Annotated in this window: 29 protein-coding genes; 11 read left to right on the forward strand and 18 right to left on the reverse strand. The window is 69.4% G+C overall.

Annotated elements, in window-relative coordinates:
* Positions 1 to 384: transposase family protein (locus ABZU69_RS04085; RefSeq protein ID WP_354962953.1), on the forward strand; the 384-nt coding region annotated here is incomplete at its 5' end.
* Positions 385 to 396: 12 nt separating this feature from the next.
* A complete protein-coding gene (locus ABZU69_RS04090; RefSeq protein ID WP_354962954.1) occupies positions 397 to 1,887 on the forward strand; it encodes a glycoside hydrolase family 15 protein in 1,491 nt (496 codons plus the stop codon).
* Between the two features lie 33 nt (positions 1,888 to 1,920).
* Here ABZU69_RS04090 and ABZU69_RS04095 read toward each other — a convergent pair whose 3' ends face one another.
* Complete coding sequence (locus ABZU69_RS04095; protein WP_354962955.1) at positions 1,921 to 2,550, reverse strand: TetR/AcrR family transcriptional regulator; 630 nt, start codon at positions 2,548 to 2,550, stop codon at positions 1,921 to 1,923.
* 400 nt (positions 2,551 to 2,950) lie between these two features.
* On the opposite strand from ABZU69_RS04095, the gene ABZU69_RS04100 reads away from it, so the two are divergent.
* A complete protein-coding gene (locus ABZU69_RS04100; RefSeq protein ID WP_354962956.1) occupies positions 2,951 to 3,547 on the forward strand; it encodes a TraR/DksA C4-type zinc finger protein in 597 nt (198 codons plus the stop codon).
* Between the two features lie 49 nt (positions 3,548 to 3,596).
* Here ABZU69_RS04100 and ABZU69_RS04105 read toward each other — a convergent pair whose 3' ends face one another.
* From ABZU69_RS04105 to ABZU69_RS04115, 3 genes are read right to left on the reverse strand one after another with little or no spacing between them, the layout of a single operon-like run.
* Positions 3,597 to 3,839, reverse strand: coding sequence for a potassium transporter TrkA (locus ABZU69_RS04105; RefSeq protein ID WP_354962957.1), 243 nt, complete (start codon positions 3,837 to 3,839; stop codon positions 3,597 to 3,599).
* Positions 3,840 to 3,869: 30 nt separating this feature from the next.
* Positions 3,870 to 4,694, reverse strand: a complete 825-nt coding sequence (locus ABZU69_RS04110; RefSeq protein ID WP_354962958.1) for a rod shape-determining protein — start codon at positions 4,692 to 4,694, stop codon at positions 3,870 to 3,872.
* Between the two features lie 53 nt (positions 4,695 to 4,747).
* Positions 4,748 to 4,957: a hypothetical protein gene (locus ABZU69_RS04115; protein ID WP_354962959.1), complete on the reverse strand. Its 210-nt coding sequence runs from the start codon at positions 4,955 to 4,957 to the stop codon at positions 4,748 to 4,750.
* Positions 4,958 to 5,090: 133 nt separating this feature from the next.
* Between ABZU69_RS04115 and ABZU69_RS04120 the strand changes: the two genes are divergently transcribed.
* Positions 5,091 to 5,381, forward strand: a complete 291-nt coding sequence (locus ABZU69_RS04120; protein ID WP_354962960.1) for a hypothetical protein — start codon at positions 5,091 to 5,093, stop codon at positions 5,379 to 5,381.
* A gap of 51 nt (positions 5,382 to 5,432) precedes the next feature.
* Here the strand turns inward: ABZU69_RS04120 and ABZU69_RS04125 are convergent, their stop codons facing one another.
* Together ABZU69_RS04125 and ABZU69_RS04130 are read right to left on the reverse strand one after the other, a co-directional pair.
* Positions 5,433 to 6,953 carry a non-reducing end alpha-L-arabinofuranosidase family hydrolase gene (locus tag ABZU69_RS04125; protein WP_354962961.1) on the reverse strand — a complete coding sequence of 507 codons (1,521 nt, stop codon included), beginning with the start codon at positions 6,951 to 6,953 and terminating at the stop codon, positions 5,433 to 5,435.
* Between the two features lie 286 nt (positions 6,954 to 7,239).
* Positions 7,240 to 8,142, reverse strand: coding sequence for a MerR family transcriptional regulator (locus tag ABZU69_RS04130; RefSeq protein ID WP_354962962.1), 903 nt, complete (start codon positions 8,140 to 8,142; stop codon positions 7,240 to 7,242).
* Between the two features lie 117 nt (positions 8,143 to 8,259).
* Here ABZU69_RS04130 and eno point away from each other — a divergent pair, with 117 nt between their 5' ends.
* Positions 8,260 to 9,525: a phosphopyruvate hydratase gene (gene eno / locus ABZU69_RS04135; RefSeq protein WP_354962963.1), complete on the forward strand. Its 1,266-nt coding sequence runs from the start codon at positions 8,260 to 8,262 to the stop codon at positions 9,523 to 9,525.
* 25 nt (positions 9,526 to 9,550) lie between these two features.
* Here eno and ABZU69_RS04140 read toward each other — a convergent pair whose 3' ends face one another.
* On the reverse strand, positions 9,551 to 9,817 hold the full coding sequence (locus ABZU69_RS04140; protein ID WP_089016955.1) for a helix-turn-helix transcriptional regulator: 267 nt from the start codon (positions 9,815 to 9,817) through the stop codon (positions 9,551 to 9,553).
* Between the two features lie 103 nt (positions 9,818 to 9,920).
* Here ABZU69_RS04140 and map point away from each other — a divergent pair, with 103 nt between their 5' ends.
* Positions 9,921 to 10,742 (forward strand): type I methionyl aminopeptidase, encoded by an 822-nt coding sequence (gene map / locus ABZU69_RS04145; protein ID WP_354962964.1) that lies wholly within the window; start codon positions 9,921 to 9,923, stop codon positions 10,740 to 10,742.
* A 106-nt stretch (positions 10,743 to 10,848) separates the two neighbouring features.
* Positions 10,849 to 11,304, forward strand: coding sequence for an NUDIX domain-containing protein (locus ABZU69_RS04150; protein ID WP_354962965.1), 456 nt, complete (start codon positions 10,849 to 10,851; stop codon positions 11,302 to 11,304).
* Between the two features lie 70 nt (positions 11,305 to 11,374).
* Here ABZU69_RS04150 and ABZU69_RS04155 read toward each other — a convergent pair whose 3' ends face one another.
* From ABZU69_RS04155 to ABZU69_RS04170, 4 genes are all read right to left on the reverse strand, one after another.
* Complete coding sequence (locus tag ABZU69_RS04155) at positions 11,375 to 12,310, reverse strand: hypothetical protein (protein WP_354962966.1); 936 nt, start codon at positions 12,308 to 12,310, stop codon at positions 11,375 to 11,377.
* 268 nt (positions 12,311 to 12,578) lie between these two features.
* On the reverse strand, positions 12,579 to 12,977 hold the full coding sequence (locus ABZU69_RS04160) for a nuclear transport factor 2 family protein (protein WP_354962967.1): 399 nt from the start codon (positions 12,975 to 12,977) through the stop codon (positions 12,579 to 12,581).
* Positions 12,978 to 13,041: 64 nt separating this feature from the next.
* A complete protein-coding gene (locus ABZU69_RS04165) occupies positions 13,042 to 13,512 on the reverse strand; it encodes a VTT domain-containing protein (RefSeq protein WP_354962968.1) in 471 nt (156 codons plus the stop codon).
* Entirely contained in the window at positions 13,509 to 14,102 is a 594-nt protein-coding gene (locus ABZU69_RS04170; RefSeq protein ID WP_354962969.1) for a CDP-alcohol phosphatidyltransferase family protein, read from the reverse strand. Before ABZU69_RS04170 ends, ABZU69_RS04165 begins: the two co-directional genes overlap by 4 nt.
* Positions 14,103 to 14,119: 17 nt before the next feature.
* Here ABZU69_RS04170 and ABZU69_RS04175 point away from each other — a divergent pair, with 17 nt between their 5' ends.
* Both ABZU69_RS04175 and ABZU69_RS04180 read left to right on the forward strand, forming a co-directional pair.
* Positions 14,120 to 15,349, forward strand: coding sequence for a sensor histidine kinase (locus tag ABZU69_RS04175; RefSeq protein WP_354962970.1), 1,230 nt, complete (start codon positions 14,120 to 14,122; stop codon positions 15,347 to 15,349).
* A complete protein-coding gene (locus ABZU69_RS04180) occupies positions 15,346 to 15,993 on the forward strand; it encodes a response regulator transcription factor (RefSeq protein WP_354962971.1) in 648 nt (215 codons plus the stop codon). Before ABZU69_RS04175 ends, ABZU69_RS04180 begins: the two co-directional genes overlap by 4 nt.
* Before the next feature lie 136 nt (positions 15,994 to 16,129).
* Here the strand turns inward: ABZU69_RS04180 and ABZU69_RS04185 are convergent, their stop codons facing one another.
* Both ABZU69_RS04185 and ABZU69_RS04190 read right to left on the reverse strand, forming a co-directional pair.
* The gene (locus ABZU69_RS04185) at positions 16,130 to 16,477 is read right to left on the reverse strand and encodes a winged helix-turn-helix domain-containing protein (protein ID WP_354963299.1); all 348 of its coding nucleotides are present in this window, start codon (positions 16,475 to 16,477) and stop codon (positions 16,130 to 16,132) included.
* 59 nt (positions 16,478 to 16,536) lie between these two features.
* Complete coding sequence (locus ABZU69_RS04190; protein WP_354962972.1) at positions 16,537 to 17,115, reverse strand: hypothetical protein; 579 nt, start codon at positions 17,113 to 17,115, stop codon at positions 16,537 to 16,539.
* Between the two features lie 306 nt (positions 17,116 to 17,421).
* On the opposite strand from ABZU69_RS04190, the gene ABZU69_RS04195 reads away from it, so the two are divergent.
* Positions 17,422 to 17,949 carry a hypothetical protein gene (locus ABZU69_RS04195; RefSeq protein ID WP_354962973.1) on the forward strand — a complete coding sequence of 176 codons (528 nt, stop codon included), beginning with the start codon at positions 17,422 to 17,424 and terminating at the stop codon, positions 17,947 to 17,949.
* A gap of 761 nt (positions 17,950 to 18,710) precedes the next feature.
* Positions 18,711 to 20,165, forward strand: coding sequence for an alkaline phosphatase PhoX (locus ABZU69_RS04200; RefSeq protein WP_354962974.1), 1,455 nt, complete (start codon positions 18,711 to 18,713; stop codon positions 20,163 to 20,165).
* A 115-nt stretch (positions 20,166 to 20,280) separates the two neighbouring features.
* Here the strand turns inward: ABZU69_RS04200 and ABZU69_RS04205 are convergent, their stop codons facing one another.
* From ABZU69_RS04205 to ABZU69_RS04225, 5 genes are all read right to left on the reverse strand, one after another.
* Positions 20,281 to 20,673, reverse strand: a complete 393-nt coding sequence (locus tag ABZU69_RS04205; protein ID WP_354962975.1) for a nuclear transport factor 2 family protein — start codon at positions 20,671 to 20,673, stop codon at positions 20,281 to 20,283.
* A gap of 106 nt (positions 20,674 to 20,779) precedes the next feature.
* Positions 20,780 to 22,438: a thiamine pyrophosphate-binding protein gene (locus tag ABZU69_RS04210; RefSeq protein ID WP_354962976.1), complete on the reverse strand. Its 1,659-nt coding sequence runs from the start codon at positions 22,436 to 22,438 to the stop codon at positions 20,780 to 20,782.
* A 13-nt stretch (positions 22,439 to 22,451) separates the two neighbouring features.
* A complete protein-coding gene (locus tag ABZU69_RS04215; RefSeq protein WP_354962977.1) occupies positions 22,452 to 23,213 on the reverse strand; it encodes a cyclase family protein in 762 nt (253 codons plus the stop codon).
* 161 nt (positions 23,214 to 23,374) lie between these two features.
* On the reverse strand, positions 23,375 to 24,190 hold the full coding sequence (locus ABZU69_RS04220; protein ID WP_354962978.1) for an NAD(P)-dependent oxidoreductase: 816 nt from the start codon (positions 24,188 to 24,190) through the stop codon (positions 23,375 to 23,377).
* Between the two features lie 2 nt (positions 24,191 to 24,192).
* On the reverse strand, positions 24,193 to 24,609 hold the full coding sequence (locus ABZU69_RS04225; RefSeq protein WP_354962979.1) for a cupin domain-containing protein: 417 nt from the start codon (positions 24,607 to 24,609) through the stop codon (positions 24,193 to 24,195).
* Positions 24,610 to 24,616: the final 7 nt, after the last annotated feature.

Consider the following 24,616-nt stretch of genomic DNA (forward strand, 5'->3'; position numbering starts at 1 on the left):
ATCTGGACCTCGGACGCGATGCCCGGACACCTGCACGACCTGACCTGCGCCCAACGCCTGGATGTCACCGGCGCCCTCTACTGGGCCGCTTCGCAGCTGGATCTGCCCACCCTGGCCGACTCCGGCTACGAAGGCGCTGGCCAGGGTATTCACACCCCCTACAAGCAACCCGCCGACGGCCGCCGCCTCGCCGTCGACAACCGCACCCACAACAGCCTGCTTCGATCGCTGCGCTGCCAAGGAGAACGCGGCTTCGCGATCCTCACCGGCCGCTGGCGCACCCTGCGCCACAGCACCGTCAGCCCCGGCAGAATGGGCGCGACCGTCCGCGCCGCACTTCATCTCACGCACTTCGAGTACCGCTACCTACCCGAATCTTGTTGAGATCACTTCAGTATGCGGTTCCGCATCGAATGTCGACCTCGTTTCAACTACGGCCGCACCCACCACGATCTGGAGTTGCGGGCCGAGGGCGCCGCCTTCCGCAGCTCCGCAATGACACTCACCGTCAATGCGGTCCACCCGGTCGAGCGGTTCGTGGACGACTCCGACATCCACGACATCTGCAACGACCTGCTCATGTTCGCCACGTTGGGTCAGGGCGACACCGGCGGGATGGTTGTGGAGACCGCCTCCACCCACGGACCCCGCGCCATCCCCCCTGACGAGGTCGAGTCGATGTTCCAGCAGACCCACGACTACTGGCGCCGCTGGCTCGGCCGCTCCAGCTACAGTGGACGCTGGCGCGAGATGGTCGCGCGCTCCGCCATCACCCTCAAACTCATGACGTACGCACCCACCGGCGCCATGATCGCGGCCCCGACCGCCGCGCTACCGGAGAAGGTTGGCGGCACCCGGAACTGGGACTACCGCTACACCTGGATCCGCGATACCTCATTCTCGGTACACGCTCTCCTGGGGCTCGGGTTCACCGAGGAGGCCAGCCGGTACACGGAGTGGCTCGACGAGCGCGTCCACGAAGCCGGCGACAACGACGTCCCGCTGAAGATCATGTACCGCGTCGACGGTACGCCGGTTCCGCCTGACGAGATACTCGACACCTTCGAGGGTTACCGCGGCTCCGGCCCTGTCCGTGTCGGCAACAGCGCCACCGACCAGTTGCAGCTCGATATCCACGGTGAGGTGCTGTACGCGATGCACGTCGCCGACGAACAAGGCATCCGCGCCTCACACGAGGTCTGGCGCTGCACCGCCAAAGTCGTCGACTGGCTCTGCGACAACTGGAACCAGCCCGACGCCGGTATCTGGGAGAGCCGAGGGCACCCCCGCAACTACACCTACACCCGGATGATGTCCTGGGTGGCTTTCGACCGCGCCATCCGCCTCGCCGCACGACACGGCCGCCCCGGCAACACCATCCGCTGGGGCCAGCAACGAGACGCCATCTACAATCAGATCATGGGGTACGGCTACGACCCCAGTCGCCGTTCCTTCGTCCAGAGCTATGGGGAGTCCGTTCTCGACGCCGCGCTACTCACCATGCCGTCCGTCGGCTTGGTGACGCCGACCGATCCGATGTGGCAGTCCACACTCCGCGCGATCGAGGACGAACTGGTCTCCGACAGCCTTGTCTACCGATACGACCCGGCCGCCTCCCCCGACGGGCTACCCGGCGACGAAGGCACATTCAACATGTGCACCTTCTGGTACGTGGAAGCCCTCGCATGCGCCGGACGGCTTGACGACGCCCGCCTCGCCTTCGAGAAGATGCTGACCTTCAGTAGCCACCTGGGCCTCTACGCCGAAGAGATCGCTTCAAGCGGCGAGCAGACCGGCAACTTTCCCCAGGCGTTCAGCCACCTTTCCCTCATCAACACCGCGGCCGCCCTGGACCAACTCCTCGACCGCCAAAGAAAGCAGGCGTGACGGGGCGTCGCAGCTCACCCCACGCGAGGTCCGTCATCCTGTCCCGTGGACGTGCGGCGCCGGCCCCTCAAGTGAGGTTCGCCCGGGGGCGCGTATCCCGTCGAGCAGGATGGTGACGACTCGACGCCACCCGTCGGGTCCCGCGTCGACGCCGAGGCAGTGGTCGGTGTCCAACGCCGCCCGCGAGAAGATCAGGATGTCCTGCCAGGTCACGTCGTCACGTAGGGCACCTGCGGCGCGCGCCCGCTCGGTCAGCCGCGCGACAGCGTCCTGCAGTGCGGTGGTCCGCTGTGCGAGCTCGGGCGACGGCGGCCTTTCGCACGCCGCGGTGACCTCGGCCAGTCCGCGGCTGTCCCGGTGCGCTCCGGCCAACTCCATCACGAACTCCGCCAGGCCCTCCCATGGATCGGGGCGCTCCAGACAGACCTGCGCCGTGCCGCAGAGCTCGTCGTAGAGGCCGAGCACCGCGTGGTCGAGCAGCGCTTCCTTGGTGCCGAAGCGCCGGTACAGGGTGCCCACCCCCACGCCCGCCGCCGTCGCGATGTCCAGAGCCGAGACGTCGAGCCCGCGGGAGGCGATCGCCTCCCGCGTCGCCGCGATCAGCTGGCGTCGGTTGCGCCGGGCGTCCGCGCGGACGCCCTGCTCCGGGTCCAGGTCAGACATCCCCAGAACCTACCATAAACGGACGCGAATCGTCCGATTTGATGACCCACGCGCCGACCGGCCGGGGGCACGGTGCCGGTACGCGCTGGCTCAACGAGCCCCTGGTCACCGGGTGGTAGCCGGCACTCGCCCAAGGCCAAGATCAGCGAAATCCAGCCCATTGCCATCGTCGATGTCGTACGCCCATTTTCCGGCCCGCCCGGATTCGACGAACGGCGCGGCGAGTGGGTCGTGGTCATGCCCGTACGCCGCCGACTGGCTGAGACTTCCGAGGCCACGCCAGGTTTGTCCCAGGCGGCACGGCAACAAGATCACGCCGGTCCGATCACGGACTGCCCGCTGCGGTGATCATCTGTCGGACGGCGTTGGCTTTAGGGCAATATCGCCCTATGGTGGAGGCATGCCGCCGGTGACGTTCCGCTCGCCTGCCGTCACAGATGTGACGGCAGTCGGCGCTGTCCACGTGGCGACGGCGGCGCGCCGTATGGCCGGGATGCGAGTGCCGGTTGTCCGCACAACGCACATCGCGCCCACGTACAGGCTGTCGAGCCCGGCGCGAACCAACCGAGGCCCTCCCGCGGAATCGTTGCACCCAGAACGACCGCCAGGGCGAAGCTATTCAAGCTTCGGCCCTTTTTCTTTTTCCGTTCCTTTTGAAGGGCAGACCATGAGCGTCGATCATCGAACTGTCGACCAGCGTTGGCTGGCTGATCTGCGAGCGTCCCTGGCGGACGATTTCGCCACACAGACGGCTCGGCTGCGGGAACTGACCGAGCTCAACGCGGACACCGGCGACCCCAGCGAGGCCCACAACCAGGCCGCGCTGCTGGCGGCCACCCGCCGCAACATCGAACAGATCACGGGTGCGCTGAACCGGATCACCGACGGCACCTACGGTGCCTGCCAGAAGTGCAGCAAGAACATCCCGGCCGAGCGGCTCGAGGTTCTCCCGCACGCTCGCTTCTGCGTGCCGTGCCAGGAAAAGCACAACAGGTGACACCGGATGTGGCTGCCGTGCCGCACAGGTGGCACGGCAGCCACAGGTCCTACGCGCGAGACAGTTCCGCGACATCGACGACGTCGAGGATGCCCAGGAGCCCGGCGAGGGCTATGGCCTCGGATCGGGTCAGGGTGAGGCTGCAGGTGGCGTCGGGATCGTCGTGGGACTCGTAGACGAGATCGCGCCGGCCGCTTGAATGGTGCGTGACCACGCCGACGCGGCGGCCTTCGGCGGTGGTGAACATGCGGCGTAACCCGATACCGGGCAGCGGGGTCAGTTCGACATTCATGACGACTCCAGAAGCAAGCGGCGAAACGGCTCAGCGGGTCAACAGCAGGCGCAGGCCGGCGAGCGTGGCAAGGTGCGGTTCGGCGGGCATGGTCACGGTGCGGCCGGTCATGGCGGCCAGCCGGGCGGCGAGATCCGGATGAGTGGCACCGCCACCGGTGAGCAGCAACCGCCGGACCAGTTGCGGTCCGGCGTTCAGGCGTCGCACGCAAGCGGCGATCGCCGGGATCTGATCAACCGTGTTGGTCACGTCCGCGCGTTCGGCGGCCACGACCGTCCCGTCGGTGATGCGGGCGACCTCTGTACGCCCGTCGCCGATGTCCACGGCCAGCACGTCGTCGGAGTCGGGTCCGGGACGGCAGGCAAGCGCCGCCGCGAGTGGTTCCTCGACCACGGCGACCCGCCCGCCGGTTGCCCGACGTACCACCGCGATCAGGGTGTTCTTCTGCCGCGCCGTCGCGGTGGCCGGGACGCCGACCAGGACCGGGGATTCGTCATCGCTGGGCCGACCGGTGGCGGCGCTGAGCACCCGCAGCAGGTACACGCAGGCGAAGAAGTTGTCCACCACGCCGTCACGAACCGGCCAGGTGAGTTTCCCGGCGGTAGAGGCGACCGCATCCAGCGCGGCGTGACCGACGAGATGCCGTCCGGACGGTCCCGGCGCGATGACGGCCGGTGCGGTGACGACCGCACCGCGCGTCGGGCTCCAGAGCCGCACGGTCGACGTGCCCAGGTCGAGAGCGAGAGGATGCCGTACGCCCGGGCGGGCGTACGCGCCGGGGGTCAGCATGTGCACCGCCCCGGCATCTGGGTGGCGGGAGGTGTCGAGGGCGGAAGCGGGTATGCGGGAACGCACGAAGTGGGCATGATGCTCCCAGGCGGGGACCGGCGCGGGCCGGGGCGAGTGGGTCAGGCGAAGGCGCGCGCGTGGTGCGGCGGAGCACGATCCGCCGACCAGGCAGGCACGCAACCGGGGATCGCCCGCCGTGCGGAGCGGAACACGATGCACAGGCCGATCGACCGGGTGGCCGAGAGCACCATCACGAGGACGGCAAGCAGCAGCATCGTCGGCAGCGGCATCCGCTCGCCGACGCGCCGAGAAGTGCGCCGGTCCTGCATGCCGCAAACCATAGCCGTCGCCCAGCGTGTCGGCCACATTCGCACCATGTGACTGCCACGGCTCGGGCAGTCACCAGTGCACGCTCGTTCACTGGCATCGGCCCGGCTTTACAGCCTCTGCCACAGTCGTGGCATGGACAACCGGTTCCGTCGGCTGCCGCCGCGCATAGAACCTCTCTACGAGACACAGGACGTCTCCGGTCCACCACCGTTGCCGCATGTGGAGGAGACGAGTTGGTTGACGCCAGCCGGGGAGGTAGCGGGTTTCGAGCAGTTGAGCTCAGCCGTTGCCCGCGGCTCTGAGCGGACCGGCTCGGAACCGGTGCGGCAGCGACGGCGGGGCAGGGCGCTGGTGATCCTCTACATCGTTCTGGTTCTGGGGACAATCGCCGTGGGCTTCGTCCTGCGCGCCCGCGCCGATTGATGAGCACCCAGGGCAGCGGGCTCGGCTTCGCACCGAGCCCGCCCGTTCACCTCAGCGCTGCAGTGTCAGCAGGCCCGGCCGGTACGGTAGGAGGCCGTAGTCGCCGCCGGAGCTGGGGGATCGTCCCTGGTAGAGCAACTGCAGATTGCAGGGATCAACGGTCATGGTCTGATCGGCGTTGCCGCGAACCAGTTCACCGTGGCTGATGTCGTTGGTCCAGGTGGCGCCACTGTCGGCCTTGCCGGCGAAGGGGTTGCTCTCGGTCGCGGCCTGCGGTGTCCACGAACCGCCCAGGCTGGTGGCCGTGAACGAGCGGAAGTAGTGTCCCTGCGAGCCGATCGCCTCGACGAGCATGAGGTACCGGTTCTGGCCCTGAAGCTTGTAGACCTGAACGGCTTCGAACAGGTTGTTCGTCGTGTCGCTCATGATCACCGTTGACGTCGAGCCGAAACTGCCCGGGAAGTTTCCGATGGGCATGCTGGCCCGGTAGATCTTCCCGTTGTCCCCGGCGAAGAACAGGTACATGTTCGTGCTGTCACCGATCAGTGCCTGATCGATCGGTCCCGTACCCGAGCCGGAAATGCTTCCGGAGAAGAGCACCTGCTCCGACGACCACCCATTCGCATTGGTGGGGTCGCTCGACGTCCGGTAGGAGAAAGCGGTCCCACCCCACTGATAGGCAAGCACCCAGATGTTCCTCGGGGCGAAGTAGAAGAGCGTGGGCGCAACGGTGGAGAAGGACATCGTGTTCTGGCTGGCCGAGGCCATGTCGGACCAGTTGGTGAAGAGGCCGAAATTCATCGAACCCCACCTGGTCCCGGTGTCGTGCGTCGTCGCGTAGACCAGGTGCCGGCCGTTGTAGGGGGCGTAGGTGAAGTCCTTGAGCGAGACCCACCCCGACTTCGGGTTGGCCAGCGAGCCCGTCGAGGCCCAGCGGTACGTCGACGGCAGAGCGCACGTGCCCGGCGGCGGCGTGGTCGGGTTGCCCCCGCCGTCGACGCGGACGAGTTGCCACTGCTGGTTGTTGCCGTTCCAGTCGTCGTACTGCACGATGCTCCCGCCGTCGGCGGTCGAGGCGCCCTGCACCTCCACCACCTTGTTGCTGTTCCGGTTGATCAACCGGACGTAGCCACCGTCGGAGTCGGCCAACCGGAACTGCTGGTTGACCCCGTTACCGTCACTCCACTGCACGATGCTCGCACCGTTGGCGGTCGAGAAGTTGTAGACGTCCAGCACCTTGCCCGACAGCCGCGACCGCAACCGGTAGTAGCCACCACCGGAGTCCACGAACTGCCACTGCTGCTGATTGCCGTTGTTCCGCGCCCACTGCACGATCCGCGCACCGTCATTCGTGGCCAGGTTGTACACGTCCAACGCCTTGCCACTGTTGCGGTTGATCAACACGTACCAGGCGCTCGTGTCGACCGTCGCCGCGGCGGCGGGCGTCGACACCACCGCCGCGGCGGCACCACCGACCACCACCGCCAGCACGCCAGCGGCGACGACCCGTAGCAATGTTCCGCGCCGCCGCGACGGCGGCGCGGGAGATGAAGACCTACCAAGGGCAGACATGATCTTCCTCCAATGACCAGGAGCCGTACCGGTCTGCCGGGAGATTGGCGGACCGGGACGCGTGGCCGGGCGTAGACGTCGGAGGTGTCAGCGCTAACAAGACGTCGGCATGCCCTGGCGCACGCGATGATTCGAGGTCGACGAAGCAGGCTCGCCCGGTAAGCCGCAGGTGCCGTCGTCCCCAGACATCGACTGTGAGCGATAACATGCCATTGGTCAAGCCGCAATTTCCGGGACCAGCGTTGCTGATCAACGCCCCTGGTCGGGACGCGCCGATGGCTGCGCCTTACCGGACAGTCGGGCGCCGTTTGGTGAGCCACCGCATGACGTCCAGTGCGTGGGACGCGGGCTCCGGGATCGGGTGGAACACGTGCTCGACCACCTCGTCGGTGACGATCAGTGTCAGCCGCTCGTAGAGCGTCATATCGCCGGCCGTGAAGGTGGGCAGCCCGAGCTCGGCGGCCAGGGTCAGCCGCGGATCGGGTATCAGGGGGTACGGCAGGCGGAGCCGGTGCACCAGTTCACGCTGGTAGCCGGTTGACTGTGCGGACAGCCCGTAGACGCGCGCCACTCCAGCGCTGAGGATCTCCGTGTGGTGGTCGCGGAGCCAGGTGGCCTGCTCGGTGCCGCCCCGCGCGCCGGGGATCTCCAGCAGGCTCCTGGGCAGGTCGACACCCGGTCGCCCGCTGAGTGGATAGATGAATATGACGCTGCGTCCAGGGCCGAGGGCGCCGAGATCGACCGGCCGACCGTCGGTGGCGTAGAAGCTCAGCGGCGGCAGAGGCGTGCCAACCAGGCCTGCGGGGTTGGCGCCAGCGGCCGGGCCACCGGTCACCACCTGACTCGCGGCTGCGTCGAGGCGCGCGTCGAGGGCGTCGCGCTGGGCGGTCAACTTGCCGATACGTTCCTGGACAGCGTCGACGGTGCTCCGATACGTCGCCAGTGCCGCCGCGCACACATCCGCGTCGTCAGACCCGTCGGTGATCGACTCGACGAACGGGCGGGTCTCCTCGACGGTGAGACCCAGCGCCATGAGCTCGCGAATCTGCGCGACCAGGCGTAGGGCGATCGGCTCGTAGTCGCGATAGCCGTTGCTCAGCCGCCGTGGCACGACCAGCCCGGCCGACTCGTAATACCGCAGGGCACGCACAGTCGTCCCAGTGCGGCGTGCCAGCTCACCCACTCGCATCCGACAACCCTAAACCCGCACCTCAAGGTGCAGGTCAAGGTGTTCATCGTCGCGGTGGCGGGACCGCATTTCTCTGTCAGTCTGGCCCCGTAGACAGGCGAGAACAGGGAGTACGTGATGACAGCTATCAGCCGGGTGATCGGTCGACAGGTCCTGGACAGCCGTGGCAACCCCACTGTCGAGGTGGATGTGGTCCTGGCGGACGGCTCGGCCGGCCGGGCCACCGTGCCGTCCGGCGCGTCGACCGGGGCGAACGAGGCGGTCGAACTGCGTGACGGCGACCCGGGACGTTTCCATGGCAAGGGCGTCAGCAACGCCGTCGCCGCGGTCACCGGGGAGATCGCCGAGGCGGTGCTCGGTCTCGATGCGGAGGACCAGGCGCTGGTCGACGAGACGATGATCGAGCTGGACGGCACGAAGGACAAGGGCCGTCTCGGCGCGAACGCCATTCTGGGCGTCTCCCTCGCCACGGCGAAGGCCGCGGCCCTTGCCCATCGCCAGCCGCTCTACCGCTACGTGGGTGGGGTAGGTGCCCGCCTGCTGCCGGTGCCGATGATGAACATCATCAATGGTGGGGCGCACGCCGACAACCCGCTCGACTTCCAGGAGTTCATGATCGCTCCGGTCGGTGCGGCGAACTTCTTCGAGGCCGTGCGGATGGGCTCCGAGGTGTTCCACACCCTGCGCCGATCCCTGGCCGCGGCCGGGCACAGCACCAACGTCGGCGACGAGGGCGGCTTCGCGCCGAACTTCGCGACCGCCGACGAGGCACTGCGGTTCGTGCTGCGCGCCATCGAGGACTCCGGCTACGAGCCTGGCCAGGACATCACCATCTGCCTGGACCCGGCCAGCTCGGAGTTCTACCGGGACGGCGTCTACGAGTACGCCGGCGAGGGCCGTACCCGGACCATGGAGGAGCACGTCGACTACCTCCTCGACCTGGTCTCCCGGTACCCGATCAGCTCGATCGAGGACCCGATGGCCGAGGACGACTTCGCCGGCTGGAAGCGGCTCACGGCCCTGGCCGGCGACCGGGTCCAACTGGTCGGCGACGACGTCTTCTGCACCGATGTCAATCGGCTGCGCGACGGCATCGAAGACGGTTACGCCAACGCGATCCTGGTCAAGGTCAACCAGATCGGCACCCTCACCGAAACCCTCGCGACGGTGGATGCCGCCCACAAGGCGGGCTACCGGGTGGTGATGTCGCACCGATCCGGCGAGACCGAGGACACCACGATCGCGGACCTGGCGGTGGGCGTCAGCTGCGGTCAGATCAAGACAGGTTCGCTGTCACGCTCGGACCGGACGGCGAAGTACAACCAGCTCATCCGCATCGAGGAAGAGCTCGGTGCCCGCGCGCTCTATCCGGGCCGCCGCTGAGGTGTGGGCTCAGCCGGACAGGTCCTCAGGACGCTTCGCGGACGCGCAGGTCGGCCAGCCACACCTCGGCCAGGTCGCTGAGCGCGACGCCGAGGACCTCGCTGAGGCAGACCACGGTGCCGAACGCGGGTGCCGGGAGCCGACCCACCTCGATCTTGCGCAGCGTCTCCGGCGAGATGCCGGCCGCCAGGGCCACCTCGACGAGGCTGCGGCCACCTCGCGCGACCCGAAGCGCCGCCCCGAGACGTTGCCCCGCTGCGATCTGTTCCGGTGTGAGCGGTGGGCGAACCATGTGAGCAGGATAGATCCGCCTTCTCGGACCGGCAACGCCGACCCGGCGGACACCCCCGACCAGCGTGGTATAAATATACCGCTACCGAGAGGAAGGGTTGGTCGTGATCGAGCTTAAGTCCCCGGAGGAGATCGGACGGATGGCCGTGGCCGGCCAGTTCGTCGGCGAGCTGCTGGCGGAGCTGCGTGAGGTCGCCGCCGTCGGGGTCAACCTGATGGACCTCGAGCACCACGCCCGCCGCCGGATCAAGGAGCGTGGCGCCGAGTCCTGCTACTGGGACTACACGCCGACGTTCGGCCGCGGACCGTTCCGCAACGTCCTGTGCCTCTCGGTCAACGACGCCGTGCTGCACGGCCTGCCGCACGACTACGCCCTGCGTGACGGTGACCTGCTGAGCATCGACATGGCGGTCGGGATCGACGGCTGGGTCGCCGACTCCGCACTGTCCGTCATCGTCGGCACCCCCTCTGCGGATGACCTGAAGCTGATCGAGGCCACCGAGGTCGCTCTGGAGGCCGCAATCGACGCCGCGCGGCCGGGCAACCAGCTCGGCGACATCTCCGCCGCCATCGGCGGAGTCGCCCGCCGCTACGGCTACCAGGTCAACACCGAATTCGGCGGGCACGGCATCGGCCGCACCATGCATGAGGACGCCCCACACGTGCCCAACAACGGCCGCCCCGGCCGGGGCATGAAGCTCAAGCCCGGCCTGACGATCGCGATCGAGCCGTGGTTCTGCCGCAGCACCGACAAGATCAAGTTTGATGAGGACGGGTGGACGATCCGGTCCGCGGACGGCTCGCGCACGGCCCACTCCGAGCACACCATCGCGATCACCGAGGCCGGCCCCCGGGTGCTCACCCGCCGCCCCGGGCACGCCACAGGCACGGGCAACCGCAGCGGGCAGTCGGTCGCGACGTCCTGACGGGCGCCGCATGCGGAGTGCCTGCACCGCTGGCTCAAGCTCGCCGCCGACGAGCCGGTCGACGGGCGCTAGGGTCTGGGCGGGAGGTCCGAGGATGAGTTTTCGGTTGGCGGCGTACGCCGTGTGCATCGAGGACGAACGGGTACTGCTCGCCCGTTACGTGCCACCGACGGGAGACACGCACTGGACCCTCCCCGGCGGCATGGTCGAGCACGCGGAGGATCCGTTCGACGCGGTGATCCGTGAGGTCGCCGAGGAGACCGGCTGCGACGCGGTGGTCGAACGCCTGCTGGGTGTGGACTCGAGAGTGATTCCCGCTGCCGAGGCGCGGTTAGGGACCGAGCACCAGAATGTCGGCATCTTCTACCGAGTCCGTATCACCGGTGGCGCCCTCCGGCCCGAGCCGAACGGCGAAACCGCCGAATCGATCTGGACTCCGATCCACGACGTAGCTCGCCTACGCCGATCGTCGCTTGTCGACGTTGGTCTCGCACTGGCGCAGACCCTTCCGGTATCCGGCCACGTCGCCTCCGTCCCGGTCGGCGGTCTCGTTCAGCACTGAGGCCCGGCCGTGCCGACGCTCCCCCGCTGAAGGGGCCGCCATCCCCTGGTGCTGGCCCGAGTAGAACCGGTCACCGGCCGCAGGCCCCGCACGCACCGCGGGTGCGCAGGTGGTAGTCGCTTGACGCCGCGAGGAGTCCGAGCCCCAGGATGCAGTACGCCGACATCGCCACCCAGAGGAACGTGTCGGAGAACTGGCTGATCGACCCTGACGTCAACTGCAACAGCCCCATACCGAAGTAGGCCACAAGGCCCGCCCCGAGCCCGAAGCCGGGCACCAGCAGCAGCAGACGAGGGATCGTGCGGCCGGCGAGCAGCGGCACCCACCCCGGCCAGATCTCGCCCCAGCGGTGTACCAGTGCCAGCGGCAGCAGCACTCCGGCCAGCAACAGGCCGATCTCCAGCCCGATCACGGAGGCGTCGTGCGTGAGTCCGTCGAATCCCACCACGACCTGGGCCGCGAAGCGGGTGACGAGGCCGGCGACTGCGGCGTACGCGGCCCAGCGCGCCCACCGCGCGGGTGCTGAGCGCCGCGGGCCCGGTCGGACCGTCCGGCAGCAGTCCGGACAGTCGCCCCGGGTACGCCGCTGATAGCGAGCGGTGGCCAGACCGAGCAGAACCGCTCCGGTGACACAACCGAGCCGGCTGGCGAACGCCACCGGGTCGAAGTACGGGCCGACCGTGAACAGCAGGAAGCCCACCAACTCCGGCAGCAGAATCGCGGCTGCCGCGACCAGTGCCCCCGCGACCGTCCAGGCGGCTCCCGCAAGCGCCGGCCGCCATGTCGCCGCCCGGTCCAGAGCAACCGCCAGGACGCCCGCGGCCACGCACAACGCCACTGACCGCCAGCCGGTGAAACCGACCAGGTCCGACCCGAACTGCCCGAACTCCGGAGCCTCGCCCACGGTCCACGCCAGACGTACGCCCCCGTATGCCACGGCCCAGCCGAGCACTGCGTACGTCAGGCCGTGGCCGCTCCTGCGAGCGGTCGATGCCGATGTGTTCATGCACCCGATCCTCCCGGCGCCCGGGCGCGGGCGGCCCCCGCCGGCAGGGGAAGGCACTCCCTCGCAGGAGGGACCAGCGAGCATGCCGCCGGACGCGCGTACCCCGGTGCCTCGGCGTCCTGGCCACTCACCGTCTGGAGGACGTTGCGTGACGCCCGAGGGGTCCGGCAGCAAAAGCGTTAATGCCCGTCACGTGTCCCGGTCGCGCATGTCGTCATGTGGCCCGATCTCCCCGCACCGGCGTCGTCGTGCCCCCTCCGACGAGTGCCTACGACTGGCCGGCGGTGGCCTCACGCTGGATCTGCTCGAATTGGGCGGCTATCGCGGCGGCCAGGGCCTGTGCGGCGGACAGCGGACGAACCATGACCGTGAACTCATCGATCAGGCCGCTTTCGTCCAGGTGCAGGAAGTCGCAGCCCTCGACGGCGACGTCGCCCATCCGCGCCTCGAACACCAGCGCGTGATCGCGACCGCCGTCGCCGCTCAGCTCACGGACGTACCGGAAGTCCTCGAACACCCGCAGCACGCCGCGCAGGATCGCCGCGGTGATCGCCTTGCCCGGATAGGGCTTGAACGCCACCGGGCTGCGAAACACCACGTTGTCGGCCAGGGCCGCCGCGACGGCGTCGAGGTCGCGTGCTTCAACCGCCGCGCGAAAGTCGATCACCGCGCCAGGGTACGGGGTTTTGCTCCCGCCGCCGGACGCCAGTACTCGTCGAGTCAAGCGGGGGTTAGGCCAGCGCCGCTGGCAGGGCGAGGAGGGCGAAACGGATCACCCGGCCGAGCAGGCACGCGACGGCGAACTCCCAGCGTCGAAGGCCTGCGGTGCCGGCGGCGAGGCTGACTACGGCCAACGGTGGAACCCCGACCGTGGCGGAGACGAGCACCGTCGGAACGGCGGTGCGGCGGCGGGAGAGCCAGCGCCGGATCCGCCCGGCCCAACGAGCGGCCCGGGCCGCCGCGCGACCTGATCGGCTCCGGTGCGCGAGCTTCTGGGCCAGCCGCCCCGTTCCGTGACGCGCAGCTTCGAACAGGAGCAGTTTGCCGGCGGTTTGCCCGAGCCCCAGAGCGAGTACGGCGACCAGAGCGTGGCCGCCACGTTGCCCGGCGACCACGGCGTACGCCTCGGCGTTGACGACCGGGACGAGCGCCGAGGCGAGACCGTACCCGAGCGCCACCGCCACCTCGGCGAGGCTGCTCACGCCCGGCCGTCCCGTTCGAGCAGGCGGACCACCGCTGCGGCTGACCACAGCTTGACCGCGACGACGGCGACGGCGACGGCCAGCGCCAGCCGGTGCTGCCCGAACGCGACGGCGCCGACAACCCCGGCGGTGTTGGCGGCCTTGGCCAGGGGTGACCAGTTCAACGCCCATACCCGCCGGTCAACCAGATAGAAGTAGTTGGGGCTGATCACGGGCCAGCACAGGAACGCCAGCGACAGCATGGTGTCCAGCACCAGGAACGAGAGCAGAAACACCAGGGCCACGACCGCGACATCGGGTACGAGTGAGACCAGACCTACGCAGAGCACCGCGGTGCACGCGCGGTCGCTCACGATATCGAGGACGGCCCCCGCCCGGGTCTCCTGTCCGAGCCGGCGGGCGGCCCAGCCGTCGAGCACGTCGCCGAGCCAGTAAATTCCGTACGCCACCGCCAGCAGTACCACTGAGCCGGCGACGAGGGCGGCGACACCGACGGTGACAGCGGCGACCGTGCGGATGACGGTGATGTAGTTGGGAACCGTACGAAGAGGGCCGACGTTGATGGCGGTGCGGGAGTCAACAAGAGTCACCCCTGCAGCGTCGTGCTGTGAGCGTTCCGGGCGGAACGTGCCGCGGTGCCGATCTGGTCGCGGGGGTGGCACCGGGGTGCCGGCCGATCTGGTACCTGGGTACCTGGCCGGTTAACGCGCTGGTCGCAGAGACTGTGCAGGTGATGACTGGTATCCGGGAATGGTTGCGCGACCCCGAGCGAGTGCGCCGGCTCGCTTACGGAGTGGCGGGCTTGATCGTCGCCGTCGTCGTCACGACCGTCGAGGGGGGCCTGTCCGTGCCGGCGGGCTGGGCGTGGCTGGTACTGCCCGTCGGCCTCGTGGCCATGACGCTGCGGCCCCGCTACCGGGCCCTGGTCTTCGCGGTCTCCGCCGGGTTCGTGGCGATGGTGAGCACCGGAGAGTCGGTGCAGTTGGGCCTCGCGGCCGCCGGCCTCGTGTTCGTCTCGATCTGCGAAGACCCGGCCCGACGCCCGTGGCTGGGGTGGGTGGGTGGCTTGATCGGCGCGGTCGGCGCCCTCGCTACCGCGCTGATCAACCAGCGGGGGCTGTACGAGCAGCCGTTCGTCTTCGTGGCGGCCGGCTACCTCCTGGCGACCCTGTTGCGGTCGTGGTCACGCGGCTACGCCCTCGCTCAGGAGACAGGCGAGCTGCGCGGCCAGGCGGCCTGGCTCGAGCAGCGCACAAACCTGGCCCGCGAGCTGCATGACGTGGTCGGCCACCACGTCACCGCGATGGTGGTTCAGGCCGAGGCGGGGCAGCTCAGCGACGACCCCGGGGCGGCGCTGCAGGCGATCGCGGGCAGCGGACGCACCGCACTGAGTGAGCTCGATACGCTCGTCGTGCACCTGCGCGATCCGAACGCGGCGATCGCGGTGACCGCGCCGCCACGCCTGTCCGACATCGACGAGCTGCTCGCGCAGCCGCTGCGCCAGCAGGGCGTGACGGTGCAGGTACGCTTGGACGCTGAGCCCGGCCTGGACGAGATCGGCGTGTTGACCGCCTACCGGATCGCCCAAGAGGCCCTCACCAATATCGCCCGCCACGCGAAAGCCACGGCCGCCTGGGTCGAACTGGTCCGCGTCGGCGACCACGTCCGTCTGCGGGTCAGCGACGACGGCATCGGGCCACCCCATGCACCCACGCGCGGCTCGGGCCTGCTCGGCATCGAGGAGCGCGTGCGCGCACGCGGTGGGAGCTGGGAGCTGAGCCAACGCTCCGGCGGCGGCACCCTGATGCAGGCCAACCTGCCGGTGGCGACACCGTGATCCGTGTCGCGATTGCCGACGACCAGCAGCTGGTCCGCGACGGCTTCAGCCTGATCCTGCGTTCCCAACCCGACATCCACGTCGCAGCTGAGGCTGCCGACGGCCGGCAGTTGCTCGAAGCCGTGCGTCACGACTCCCGCATCGACGTCGCCCTCGTCGACATCCGCATGCCGGTGCTCGACGGCCTGCAGGCCACCCGCGAACTGGCCGCGATCCCGCACGCCCCGGCCGTAATCGTCGTAACCACCTTCGACGACGACGCCTACGTCCTGGACGCCATCGCCTCCGGCGCGCGCGGGTTCCTGCTCAAGCGGTGCAGCGCCCGCGACCTGATCGCCGCGGTGCGCACCGTCGCGGCCGGCGAGGCGATCCTCTCCGCCGAGGTCACCGGCGCCGTACTCGACCGGGTACGCGCGACCGGGCCGGCCACCCGCGTGGAACTGGCCGCCTACCAGCTGACCGCTCGGGAGACCGACGTGCTCGCCTTGATCGGTGCCGGGCTCAACAACAACGAGATCGCGGAACGCCTCTACCTATCCATGAGCACCGTCAAGACCCACGTCACCAACGTGCTGGCCAAGACCGGCAGCCGCGACCGCGTACGCGCCGCCATCCTGGCGATCCAGGCCGGCCTCGCACCTTGACAAGAACCAGCAGCGGTCTCGCTCGGCGTATCCAATCGCATGCTGACATGTCGGTTGTCCGCTGACATCGACCAGGTTAATCCGGAGCCCGGCCTGGAGCGCCCGCGTCCGGTGGAGTGACGCCCGATCTACCGGGTCATCCGGCGCTTAGCAGCGCCAGGCCCAGCGGGGTGAGCGTGTGGTGCACGGCGTTGCGGTCGCGGGCACTGGTGACCAGACCCGAGGAGCGCAGCACGGCCAGGTGCCTGCTCGCCGACGGGACGCTGATGTCGAGCCGGTGGGCGATCTCCGACGTGGTCCCGCCTTCGGCGGTCAGCACCAGGATGGCGGCCCGGGTATCGCCCACCAGCGCCGACAGGGATCCGGCCGCAGCCGCCGTCGACACCACCCGGGCGTGTGGATGGATGGAATAGATCAACACCGGTGGCAGCAGCGGATCGGCGAGCACCATCGGCTTGTCGTGCCGCTTGAAGTAGCAGGGCACGAGCAGCAACCCCCTACCGTCCAGGTGGAGGTCACGCTCGGCGATGTAGTCGGTGATCGTCAGGACGCCGCCGTCGAACCTGGCGGTCCGGTGCAGGTCGTTGAGCAGCGCCGACAGGCCTGGTTCAGCAGCCGTCGGGACCGCAACGCCCGGTCGGCGTCGAACGCGGAGCGGATCACGTTCCACAGGGGCAGGATCGCGAGCCGGTAGTAGAGCTGAAGGCCGGCCCCGAGCTGGCGCAGGGCGGTCACGTCGCCGGCCGCCAGATCCGCGACGGCCGACGAGAGCCGGACCCCCGTCGACCGGAGCGTCGCCAGGTCGATGGCGAGTCTGGCCTTGGGCGTGCGCAGCAGGGCGTCCAGTCCCGGCTCGAACCCGCCGGCCGCCTCGGTCGGGGTGAGGAAGTCCGGGAAGTAGCCCACCGGCGGGTTGATCGACAAGGGCAACGCAACCTCGGCCCGGTGTCCGTGGCGCTGATGCAGCAACCCGCACGTTCGTTGCCGCCACACGGCCAGCAGCGGATCCTGGCACCGGAGCCGCAGCCAGTGCATGCTGAGCATGCTTTCCCACAGCGGATCAGGCGTACAGGCGATCCGGGTGCGGACGAGGTCCGCAGCGGTGAAGTGAATCCGAAGCATGACGGTCCCCCGGTCGACTGGACGTGCGTCCAGTCTGACGGCCGGCCAGCCGTCACGATTCCGCCGACCGGATCGACTGGGATGGTGCCCCAAGACTCTCTTCAGCGCGGGCTTCAGCGCCTCGTCGGCATCGCGCCTGGCTGCCTCATACCGGCTGCAACTAAGACGGAAGTCAATGCTTGGGTATCAACCCAAACAAGGTCGACAACTTGCCGCTTGACCAGAACTTCGGATGCCTGACCGGTGAGTTTGCGCTACAGCGCAACGAGATCGACAGGACCGGGACGGTCCGTCCATGATCGCGCGATGAAGAGAATTTTGCGCAAGGCCGGCATCGCGGCGGTCATCGCAACGGTGGTGGCCCTCCTTGCCCCGTCGACCGCGTTCGCCGTGTCGAACCTGCCCAACAACAGCGCGCTGCGGCACTATTCGGGCTACAAGGGCACGGGGAACGTGCCCGTGCCCATGTATAACTCCAGCAACCAGAAGATCGGCGAATACCAGCTCTTTGTCGAGTACTGGTACACCCCGGGGGACGGTACGTACAACGTCGAGGTGACGGCCTGCGTCTGGGACAGGCTCGCCAACGGGCGGGGCGTGATCGCCCGCGTCCTGTTGAAGTACGGTTCGAACTCCAGCGAAGAGGTCAGCAAGTTCAAGGCCTCCGGCGGGTGCACTCATCAGACGGTGTACGACGACGCCCCGGCGCCGGTCTGGGCCGTCGATGTCGACTTCGGCGAGGACTGGGCCGGTGTGCCCTACAGGTACGCCGGGAACTACGACCGGTACACGTCGGAGAAACTGCCGTACTGGCCGTACTTCGGCACCAGCTAACCGAACCAGGAGAAGCACCCGCGCCGGCGGTGACAGCGCAAAACACTGTCACCGCCGGCGTTGTTCATACCCCGATGGTCTCGCTGCCTGCCCCAATCTGAGGGGGCACAGGCCGGACTCCGGGGTCAACGCGCTCCGGCGCTCCCGTGGCATCCGCACCACCGACTGATAGCGGACGTACGAGGGTGCATCTTTGCTTCCGACCACCAGCGGCCGGCCGAGCGACACACGGTTCAGGAGGCGGTAGCGCTCATCGCCCAAGCGCTCCTTCTATCGGCGGTGCAGCACGTAGCCGCGCCCCTCGTTGCTCGGGGTCACGCAGGTTTTGAACATGCACTGCCGGACGGACCGGGCTACTCCTCCGGGACGCGCGGCCCAACCTCGCCCCGCTTCAGGTGCTCCGCGTTGCGGTCGGCTTCACTTTCGGCGTGCGCCGCCCCGGAGCCCGGGTCGGTCGTTCGGCGTCCCTCGGCGTCCTGATACACCTCGCCGGTCTCGAGGGCTCTCTCCTGCTGACTCTGCTCAGGGCTGGTCATAACCACCCAACTACCCTCCGGCCCGCACCACAAACGGTCACACCTGCTGACCCACGAGGGCGGCCGTGTTTCTCGGAGGCGGTAGGCCGCCGGCCTGGCGATGCGGGAGTGGCGCTGATTCTTCACTCCGATGTCACCAATCGATCCCCTAGGCGACCTGTCGGTGTCTGTCCGCAGGAGTTGGCTGTCGATCGTCGCACTTGTCTGGACCAGGAGCTGATCCACGTGCCTTCCTCTCGTCGTACCTTTCTCGCTGGCGGCGCCGCCGCCGGCGTAGGCCTTGTCGTCGCCGGCGGCCTGCCGTCCCTGGCGCAGGCCAACCCGGGCCGGCCTCACCCGCCGGTCAAGGCCGGCCACGTGCCCTTCCCGCCGCTCGTGGACGACCCCGACGGCATCCTGGCCCTGCCCGAGGGCTTCAGCTACACCGTGGTCACCCGGACCGGTGTCACCCGGCTCGACCGCGGCCAGGGCATGACCCCGGCCGACCACGACGGCATGGCCGTCTACGACGCCGGACACGGCCGTTACACCCTGATCCAGAACCACGAGATCGACCCGGGCGCCGAGTTCGGCGTACCGCACGTCAAGGGCACGGTGTACGACTCGGGCGCCGTCGACGCCGGCGGTTGCACGGTGATCAAGACGGACCGTGCGGGGCGGAACCTGGGTGAGTTCGTCGCCCTCTCCGGCACCATCTCCAACTGCGCCGGCGGGCCGGCCCCCTGGGGGACCTGGCTCACCTGTGAGGAGACCGAGGACCGCGCCGGCGACGAATGGGAAGAGGGCGGCCGGTCCGGCGTCTACCAGAAGGATCACGGCTACGTCTTCGAGGTCTCGGCCGACGGCAGCGCGGACCCGCGGCCGATCAAGTGCCTGGGCCGCTACTCCCACGAGGCCCTGGCGGTCGACAAGGACCGGACCAGCGTCTACCTCTCCGAAGATGCCGACGGGCCCAACGGCCTCTTCTACCGTTGGACGGCGCCGCGCGGCGTCAAGCTCGGTCCCGGCGTGCTCACCCGCCTCGCACCGAACGCCGGCGTCCTCGCCGCCATGCAGATCATCATGGACGACGGCTCGGTGCTGCCGGACGTCGCCTACCTGACCTCCGCTCAGCTGGGCCGGCCCTTCCCCGTACGGTGGATCGAGGTGCCCGACCGCGACGCGCGGAACAAGCCCGTGCGCGAGCAGTTCACCGATGGCCAGGTCACGCGCGGACGCAAGTTCGAGGGCGTGTGGGGCACCGACGAGGGCGTATACGTGGTCAACTCCTACGCCTGGGACGACGGTGACCTGCCGGCGGACGCGGCTCCGCACGATGGCATGGTCTGGTTCTACAACTACGAGGCCCAAACCATCCAGCTCGTGACGTACTTCCCGCACCAGACCGCCTCGGAGGAGGGGACGCCGGTCCGGTACAACGACCTCACCTTCGACGGCCCGGACAACGTGACCGTCACCCCGTGGGGAAGCCTCGTGCTCGCTGAGGACGGCTCGGGCGCCTCCCACGTGCTCAGCACCGTCCCGGGCGGCCCGACGTACGCGATCGCCCGCAACCAGCTCAACGACTCAGAGTTCTGCGGACCGACCTTCACCGCCGACGGCAAGGTGCTCTTCGTCAACATGCAGGACCCCGGCCTCACCCTGGCCATCACCGGCCCGTGGGAGAAGTACCTGGGCTAACGGAACCAGACCGACCGGTGGGGGCAGGCGATCGCGCCTGCCCCCACCGCGTGTACGACGCCAGGTTCGGCCGGTGGGGGCAAGTAGAACCTCGGAGGTGTACGAGGTCCTCGGGTCACGAACCGTCCGGAGCCGCAGCCGGCTGCTGTCCCGGCCAGAACGGCCACTCCTCGAACGACCGGCAACGTCCGTCGTCCGCGAATCGCATGATCCACAGGTCGCGGTACTCCTGGTTGACCGGGTCGCCGTAGCGGACCTCCTGGCGCGACACCGCCGTGTCGCCGTCGACTGCGACGATCTCCCTGGTCATCTGGAATACCTCGTCGGGACCGTTGCGCTGCTCTTCCCACATCCGGGCGATGGCCGGCAGGCCGGCGACAGGCGTCCAGTACGGCCCCTGCTGGTAGGTCGCATCCTCGGTGAAGAGCGTGACCAGCGCGTCCGTGCCCGGCGTCCGCCAAACCTGCTCGTAGGCGGCGAGCCAATCGGCGACGTGCTTCCTGTTCATGGACATCACCCTGCCATTCGCCGAGCGGCGGGCGGCGGGAACCGGCCAGCCGCGGGTCATGCGCTCGTCGACCCAGCGGCCGGGACGCCGTACGCACGGCGGTGGCTCAGTGGCCACGGAACGCCTCCTCGAGCCACCATGAGCCGCGCGCGGCGCAGACCTTGGCGTCGATTACCAGCGGCCGGGTACGGGGACCAGCGAGCCAGCGGCGTACCGGCCCGAGATCGTCGACGGTCCGGACGGTCAACCCGTCGCAGCCGTAACCACGGGCGATCGCGGCCAGGTCGGTCTCGGGGAAGGTGACCGTCTCCAACGGGTGCCCGTCCGGGCCGAAGTGGTGCACCTCGGCGCCGTACGCCGCGTCGTCGTAGATCACCACGAGGAGGGGTAGCGCCAGCCGGACGGCGGTGACCAGTTCGGTCGCGGACATGACGAAGCCACCGTCGCCGACCGCGGCGACGGTGAGCCGGTCCGGCCGGGCGACCGCCGCGCCGAGCGCACTGGCCAGGCCGAGCCCGATCGACTGGAACGCCTGGGTGAAACAGAATCCGGCCACGTCCGGCACGTCGAGCCACATCGACGGGTAGCCCATGAAGTTGCCGGAGTCGACCACCACCGTCCGGTCGGGCGGCAGCAGGTCGTCCAGGACGGCCGAGAGCGTCCTCGGGTCGATCGTCGCCGGGGCGCCGGCCCGCGCCGACCCACTCTCGTCCCGATACGGGACCGTCCGCCACCGGCCGTGGTCGCGAATCCGTTGTGCCAGCTCCGGCGTACGCCAGCCGCCGGTCCCGGCATCCACGGGCCCCGTGGAGCCGGCGCCCAGCCGACCGAGCACCGCCTCGGCGACCGCCGCCACCTCGCCGGCCACCGTCAGGTCGACCGGGCGGTTCACCCCGAACGCGGCCGGGTCGTGGTCTACCTGGACGACGACGGCGGAGGGCGGGATCAGCTCGCCGTGCCGGGTGGTCCACATGTTCAGCGTGCTGCCCCAGGCGACGACCAGGTCCGCCGCGCCGATCAGCTCGGCGGCGAGCGGGGTGGCGAAGCCGCCGGCCACGTCGATGTTCCACGGGTTCCCGGCGAACAGTCCCTTCGCCGCGGCCGAGACCGCGAGCAGCGCGCCGCACGCATCGGCGAGCCGGGTCAGCGGTTCCCGGGCCGCCCTGGCGCCCCGACCCGCGATGAAGACCGGTCGACGTGCGGCCTGGAGCGCGGCCAGCAACGGCTCGACCTGCGGGGCGGTGGCCGGGGGCGGCGCGACCGCAGGGACCGGGCCGGACCACGGTTCGGTCACTGTGCGCTGCACCTCCAACGGGAGGCCCAGCACGACCGTCGCGCCCCGGGCAGCGGCGCGGTACGCCGCACCCGCGTCCTCGGCCGCGTGCGTCGCGCGTACCCGGTGGAAGTCGGCCCCGACCGAGGTGGCGAGCGCCGGCAGGTCGATGAAGAAGTTCGACCGGGGCTCGGTCGCCTCCGGGGCCAGGACCACCATCGGGGTACGGCTCTTCGCGGCCTCGGTGAGGCCGGTCAGCGCGTTGGTGACGCCCGGACCCTGGTGCACCGAGAGCAGGCCCGCCGTCCCGGAGGTGCGGGCGTACCCGTCCGCCATGCTCGCCGCGCCGCCCTCGTGGGCCGCCGCCACGAACCGGGCGCCGGCCGCCACAAGCGCGTTCGTGACATGGAAGTTGCCGCTGCCGACCACCCCGAAGACGTACCGCGCGCCGTGTCCGTACAGAACCCGCCCGACCACCTCGGATACCCGCATCTGCGGCCCGGTCCTACCGTTCGACCAGCGCGAGGACCCGGCACGGGCTGCCGGACCCGGAGACGATCGGCAGTGGTCCGGCGATCACCACCGCGCCGGTCGCCGGCAGTTGCGCCAGGTTACGTAGCTGGGTCAGGCCGTACTTTTCCTGGCCGAGCAGGAACGAGTGGCACGGGAACGGCGGGTCGAACGAATGCGCGGCGCCCGCGTCGGTGCCGACCGTCTCCACCCCGACGCCCTGGATCGGCGACTCCTCGGCCAGCCAGCGGGCGCACTCGACGGAGATGCCCGGGGTACGCCCGGCGTTGGCGTACCGCTCCGGGTCGTCGCTGTACGCGTCCCAACCGGTGCGGTAGAGCAGCCAGCCACCGGCGGGCAGGGCACCGTGTTCCGCCTCCCACGCCTTGATGTGCTCGACCTCGAGCAGGAAGTCAGGGTCGTCGACGGCGTCGGCGGCGTGGTCGATCACCACCGCCGGGGCGATCAACTGGCTCACCGGGACCTGCGACACGTCCGCGCCCTGTTGACCGGTGACCCAGTGCACCGGGGCGTCGAAATGGGTGCCGGTGTGCTCGCCGGTGGAGAAGTTGTTCCAGTACCAGGCCGGACCGCGGTCGTCGTACCGGCTGATCTCGCTGAGCCGGAACGGCCAGGTCTGGCCGAACTGCTCGGGCAGACCCAGGATCGGGGTCTGGTCCGAGAGCGGAGCGGTGAGGTCGACAACCTGGATCCGGCCGCTGGAAAGAGCGGCGACAAACTCCTGCAGCACCGTCATGCGGCGACGGTACACCGCGCTCACGCTCCATGATGGACCCTCGAACGGGGCGTGTCAGCGGCGCTGCCCGCCCCGCGGCTCCACAGCGACCTTCCGCCGAGTCCGGGCAAGCGCGGCGCGGGGCGGATGCTGCGCAGCGCGGCGGAAGGCGGGCGGACGGCTCACAGGACGGCGAATCCCCCTCGCCAGGAGGGATAATTCGGGGTCCAGCCGAGGTGCTTGCGGGCGTAGTGGTTGCTCGCTCCCCGCGCCCAGCCGTGCCGCTCGCCCTCGGTCACCGCCGGGGCCGCGACCCCCGCCGCCGCGCAGAACGCGGGCACCCACTTCGCGGCCGGGGTGGGCTCGTCGTCGCAGATGTTGACCGCGCCGGACGGCCAGTCCAGGGCGGCGAGCGCGGCGGCGACGGCGTCGTCGACATGCAGCAGGCTGCTCACGTCCGCGTCAGCGGGGACCTTGCCGGCAGCGGCGAACTGAGCCATTTGGCCGTCCCGGGCGTACCAGGTGCCCGGACCGTAGAGGGTGCCGTACCGCAGCACGATCCACTCGGGTGCTTCCTGTACGGCGGACTCGAGCGCGGCGACACCGGCCACACTGGTCTGCCGCGGTTCGGGGGCGCCGAGGTCAAGCGCCGTGTTCTCGGGCGCGGGCTCGGCGCCCGGCTCGTACGCCCAGGCGATGCTCTGCGCCACGATCCGGCGTACCCCGGCAGCGAGCGCCGCGTCGACCAGGTTGCGGGTCCCGACCCGGCGCAGCCGCGAATTGGCAGCGAAGTCGCCCGTGCTCAGACTGGTCAACTGGTGCATCACCACGTCTGGCCGGACGGAGCGGACGGCGGCCACCACCGCTTCCCGGTCGAGAACGTCAACGGCGACCGCGCCGTTGCGGGCCAGCCCGGCGACCTCATGCCCCTGGGCGGTCAGGAGCGGCTCGAGCCGACGGCCGATGACGCCGGTCGAACCGGCGAGAAGGATACGCATGATCAGGCTTCTCCGTCAGTTTCGCGGGACGCGCGGCGATCCTTGCGCTGTTCGAGTTCCTCGGGGCTGACCAGCACCAGCATCTCCTGGCCAGGCGCGCACACCATGACGACCAGGAACTTGCTCACCCGGTCGGGCAGGTTGTTGGCGGCCTGGTAGTGGATGACGTCGCCGCCTGGCTCCCAGAACGACTCGCCGGCCTTGATCACCCGTTCCGGCTCGCCCTCCAGCTCGAAGATCATCTCGCCTTCGAGCATGTAGCCGAAGACCGGCCCGGAGTGCCGGTGCGGCGGCGAGCCGGGGTCGCCCGGCGGCAGTTCGATCGTCGCCGTCATCACGTGCGAGCCCTTCGGCAGCTCCGGCGGCATGGCCGTGCCGAGCAAGACGAGCTCGTTGTTCCCGATTTTCATGGTCTGCATGCATCGA

The organism is Micromonospora sp. NPDC005206, assembly GCF_040608175.1.
GTDB lineage: Bacteria > Actinomycetota > Actinomycetes > Mycobacteriales > Micromonosporaceae > Micromonospora.

Coding starts and splice junctions, on each gene's coding strand:
- ABZU69_RS04095 (WP_354962955.1), bottom strand. CDS start 2,550: ATGTCTGACCTGGACCCGGAGCAGGGCGTCCGCGCGGACGCCCGGCGC.
- ABZU69_RS04100 (WP_354962956.1), top strand. CDS start 2,951: ATGCCGCCGGTGACGTTCCGCTCGCCTGCCGTCACAGATGTGACGGCA.
- ABZU69_RS04140 (WP_089016955.1), bottom strand. CDS start 9,817: ATGGTTCGCCCACCGCTCACACCGGAACAGATCGCAGCGGGGCAACGT.
- ABZU69_RS04190 (WP_354962972.1), bottom strand. CDS start 17,115: ATGCTTCGGATTCACTTCACCGCTGCGGACCTCGTCCGCACCCGGATC.
- ABZU69_RS04215 (WP_354962977.1), bottom strand. CDS start 23,213: ATGACGGTGCTGCAGGAGTTTGTCGCCGCTCTTTCCAGCGGCCGGATC.
- ABZU69_RS04130 (WP_354962962.1), bottom strand. CDS start 8,142: ATGCGAGTGGGTGAGCTGGCACGCCGCACTGGGACGACTGTGCGTGCC.
- ABZU69_RS04125 (WP_354962961.1), bottom strand. CDS start 6,953: ATGTCTGCCCTTGGTAGGTCTTCATCTCCCGCGCCGCCGTCGCGGCGG.
- eno (WP_354962963.1), top strand. CDS start 8,260: ATGACAGCTATCAGCCGGGTGATCGGTCGACAGGTCCTGGACAGCCGT.
- ABZU69_RS04090 (WP_354962954.1), top strand. CDS start 397: ATGCGGTTCCGCATCGAATGTCGACCTCGTTTCAACTACGGCCGCACC.
- ABZU69_RS04205 (WP_354962975.1), bottom strand. CDS start 20,673: ATGAACAGGAAGCACGTCGCCGATTGGCTCGCCGCCTACGAGCAGGTT.
- ABZU69_RS04155 (WP_354962966.1), bottom strand. CDS start 12,310: ATGAACACATCGGCATCGACCGCTCGCAGGAGCGGCCACGGCCTGACG.
- ABZU69_RS04115 (WP_354962959.1), bottom strand. CDS start 4,957: ATGCAGGACCGGCGCACTTCTCGGCGCGTCGGCGAGCGGATGCCGCTG.
- ABZU69_RS04105 (WP_354962957.1), bottom strand. CDS start 3,839: ATGAATGTCGAACTGACCCCGCTGCCCGGTATCGGGTTACGCCGCATG.
- ABZU69_RS04195 (WP_354962973.1), top strand. CDS start 17,422: ATGAAGAGAATTTTGCGCAAGGCCGGCATCGCGGCGGTCATCGCAACG.
- ABZU69_RS04210 (WP_354962976.1), bottom strand. CDS start 22,438: ATGCGGGTATCCGAGGTGGTCGGGCGGGTTCTGTACGGACACGGCGCG.
- ABZU69_RS04225 (WP_354962979.1), bottom strand. CDS start 24,609: ATGCAGACCATGAAAATCGGGAACAACGAGCTCGTCTTGCTCGGCACG.
- ABZU69_RS04220 (WP_354962978.1), bottom strand. CDS start 24,190: ATGCGTATCCTTCTCGCCGGTTCGACCGGCGTCATCGGCCGTCGGCTC.
- ABZU69_RS04120 (WP_354962960.1), top strand. CDS start 5,091: ATGGACAACCGGTTCCGTCGGCTGCCGCCGCGCATAGAACCTCTCTAC.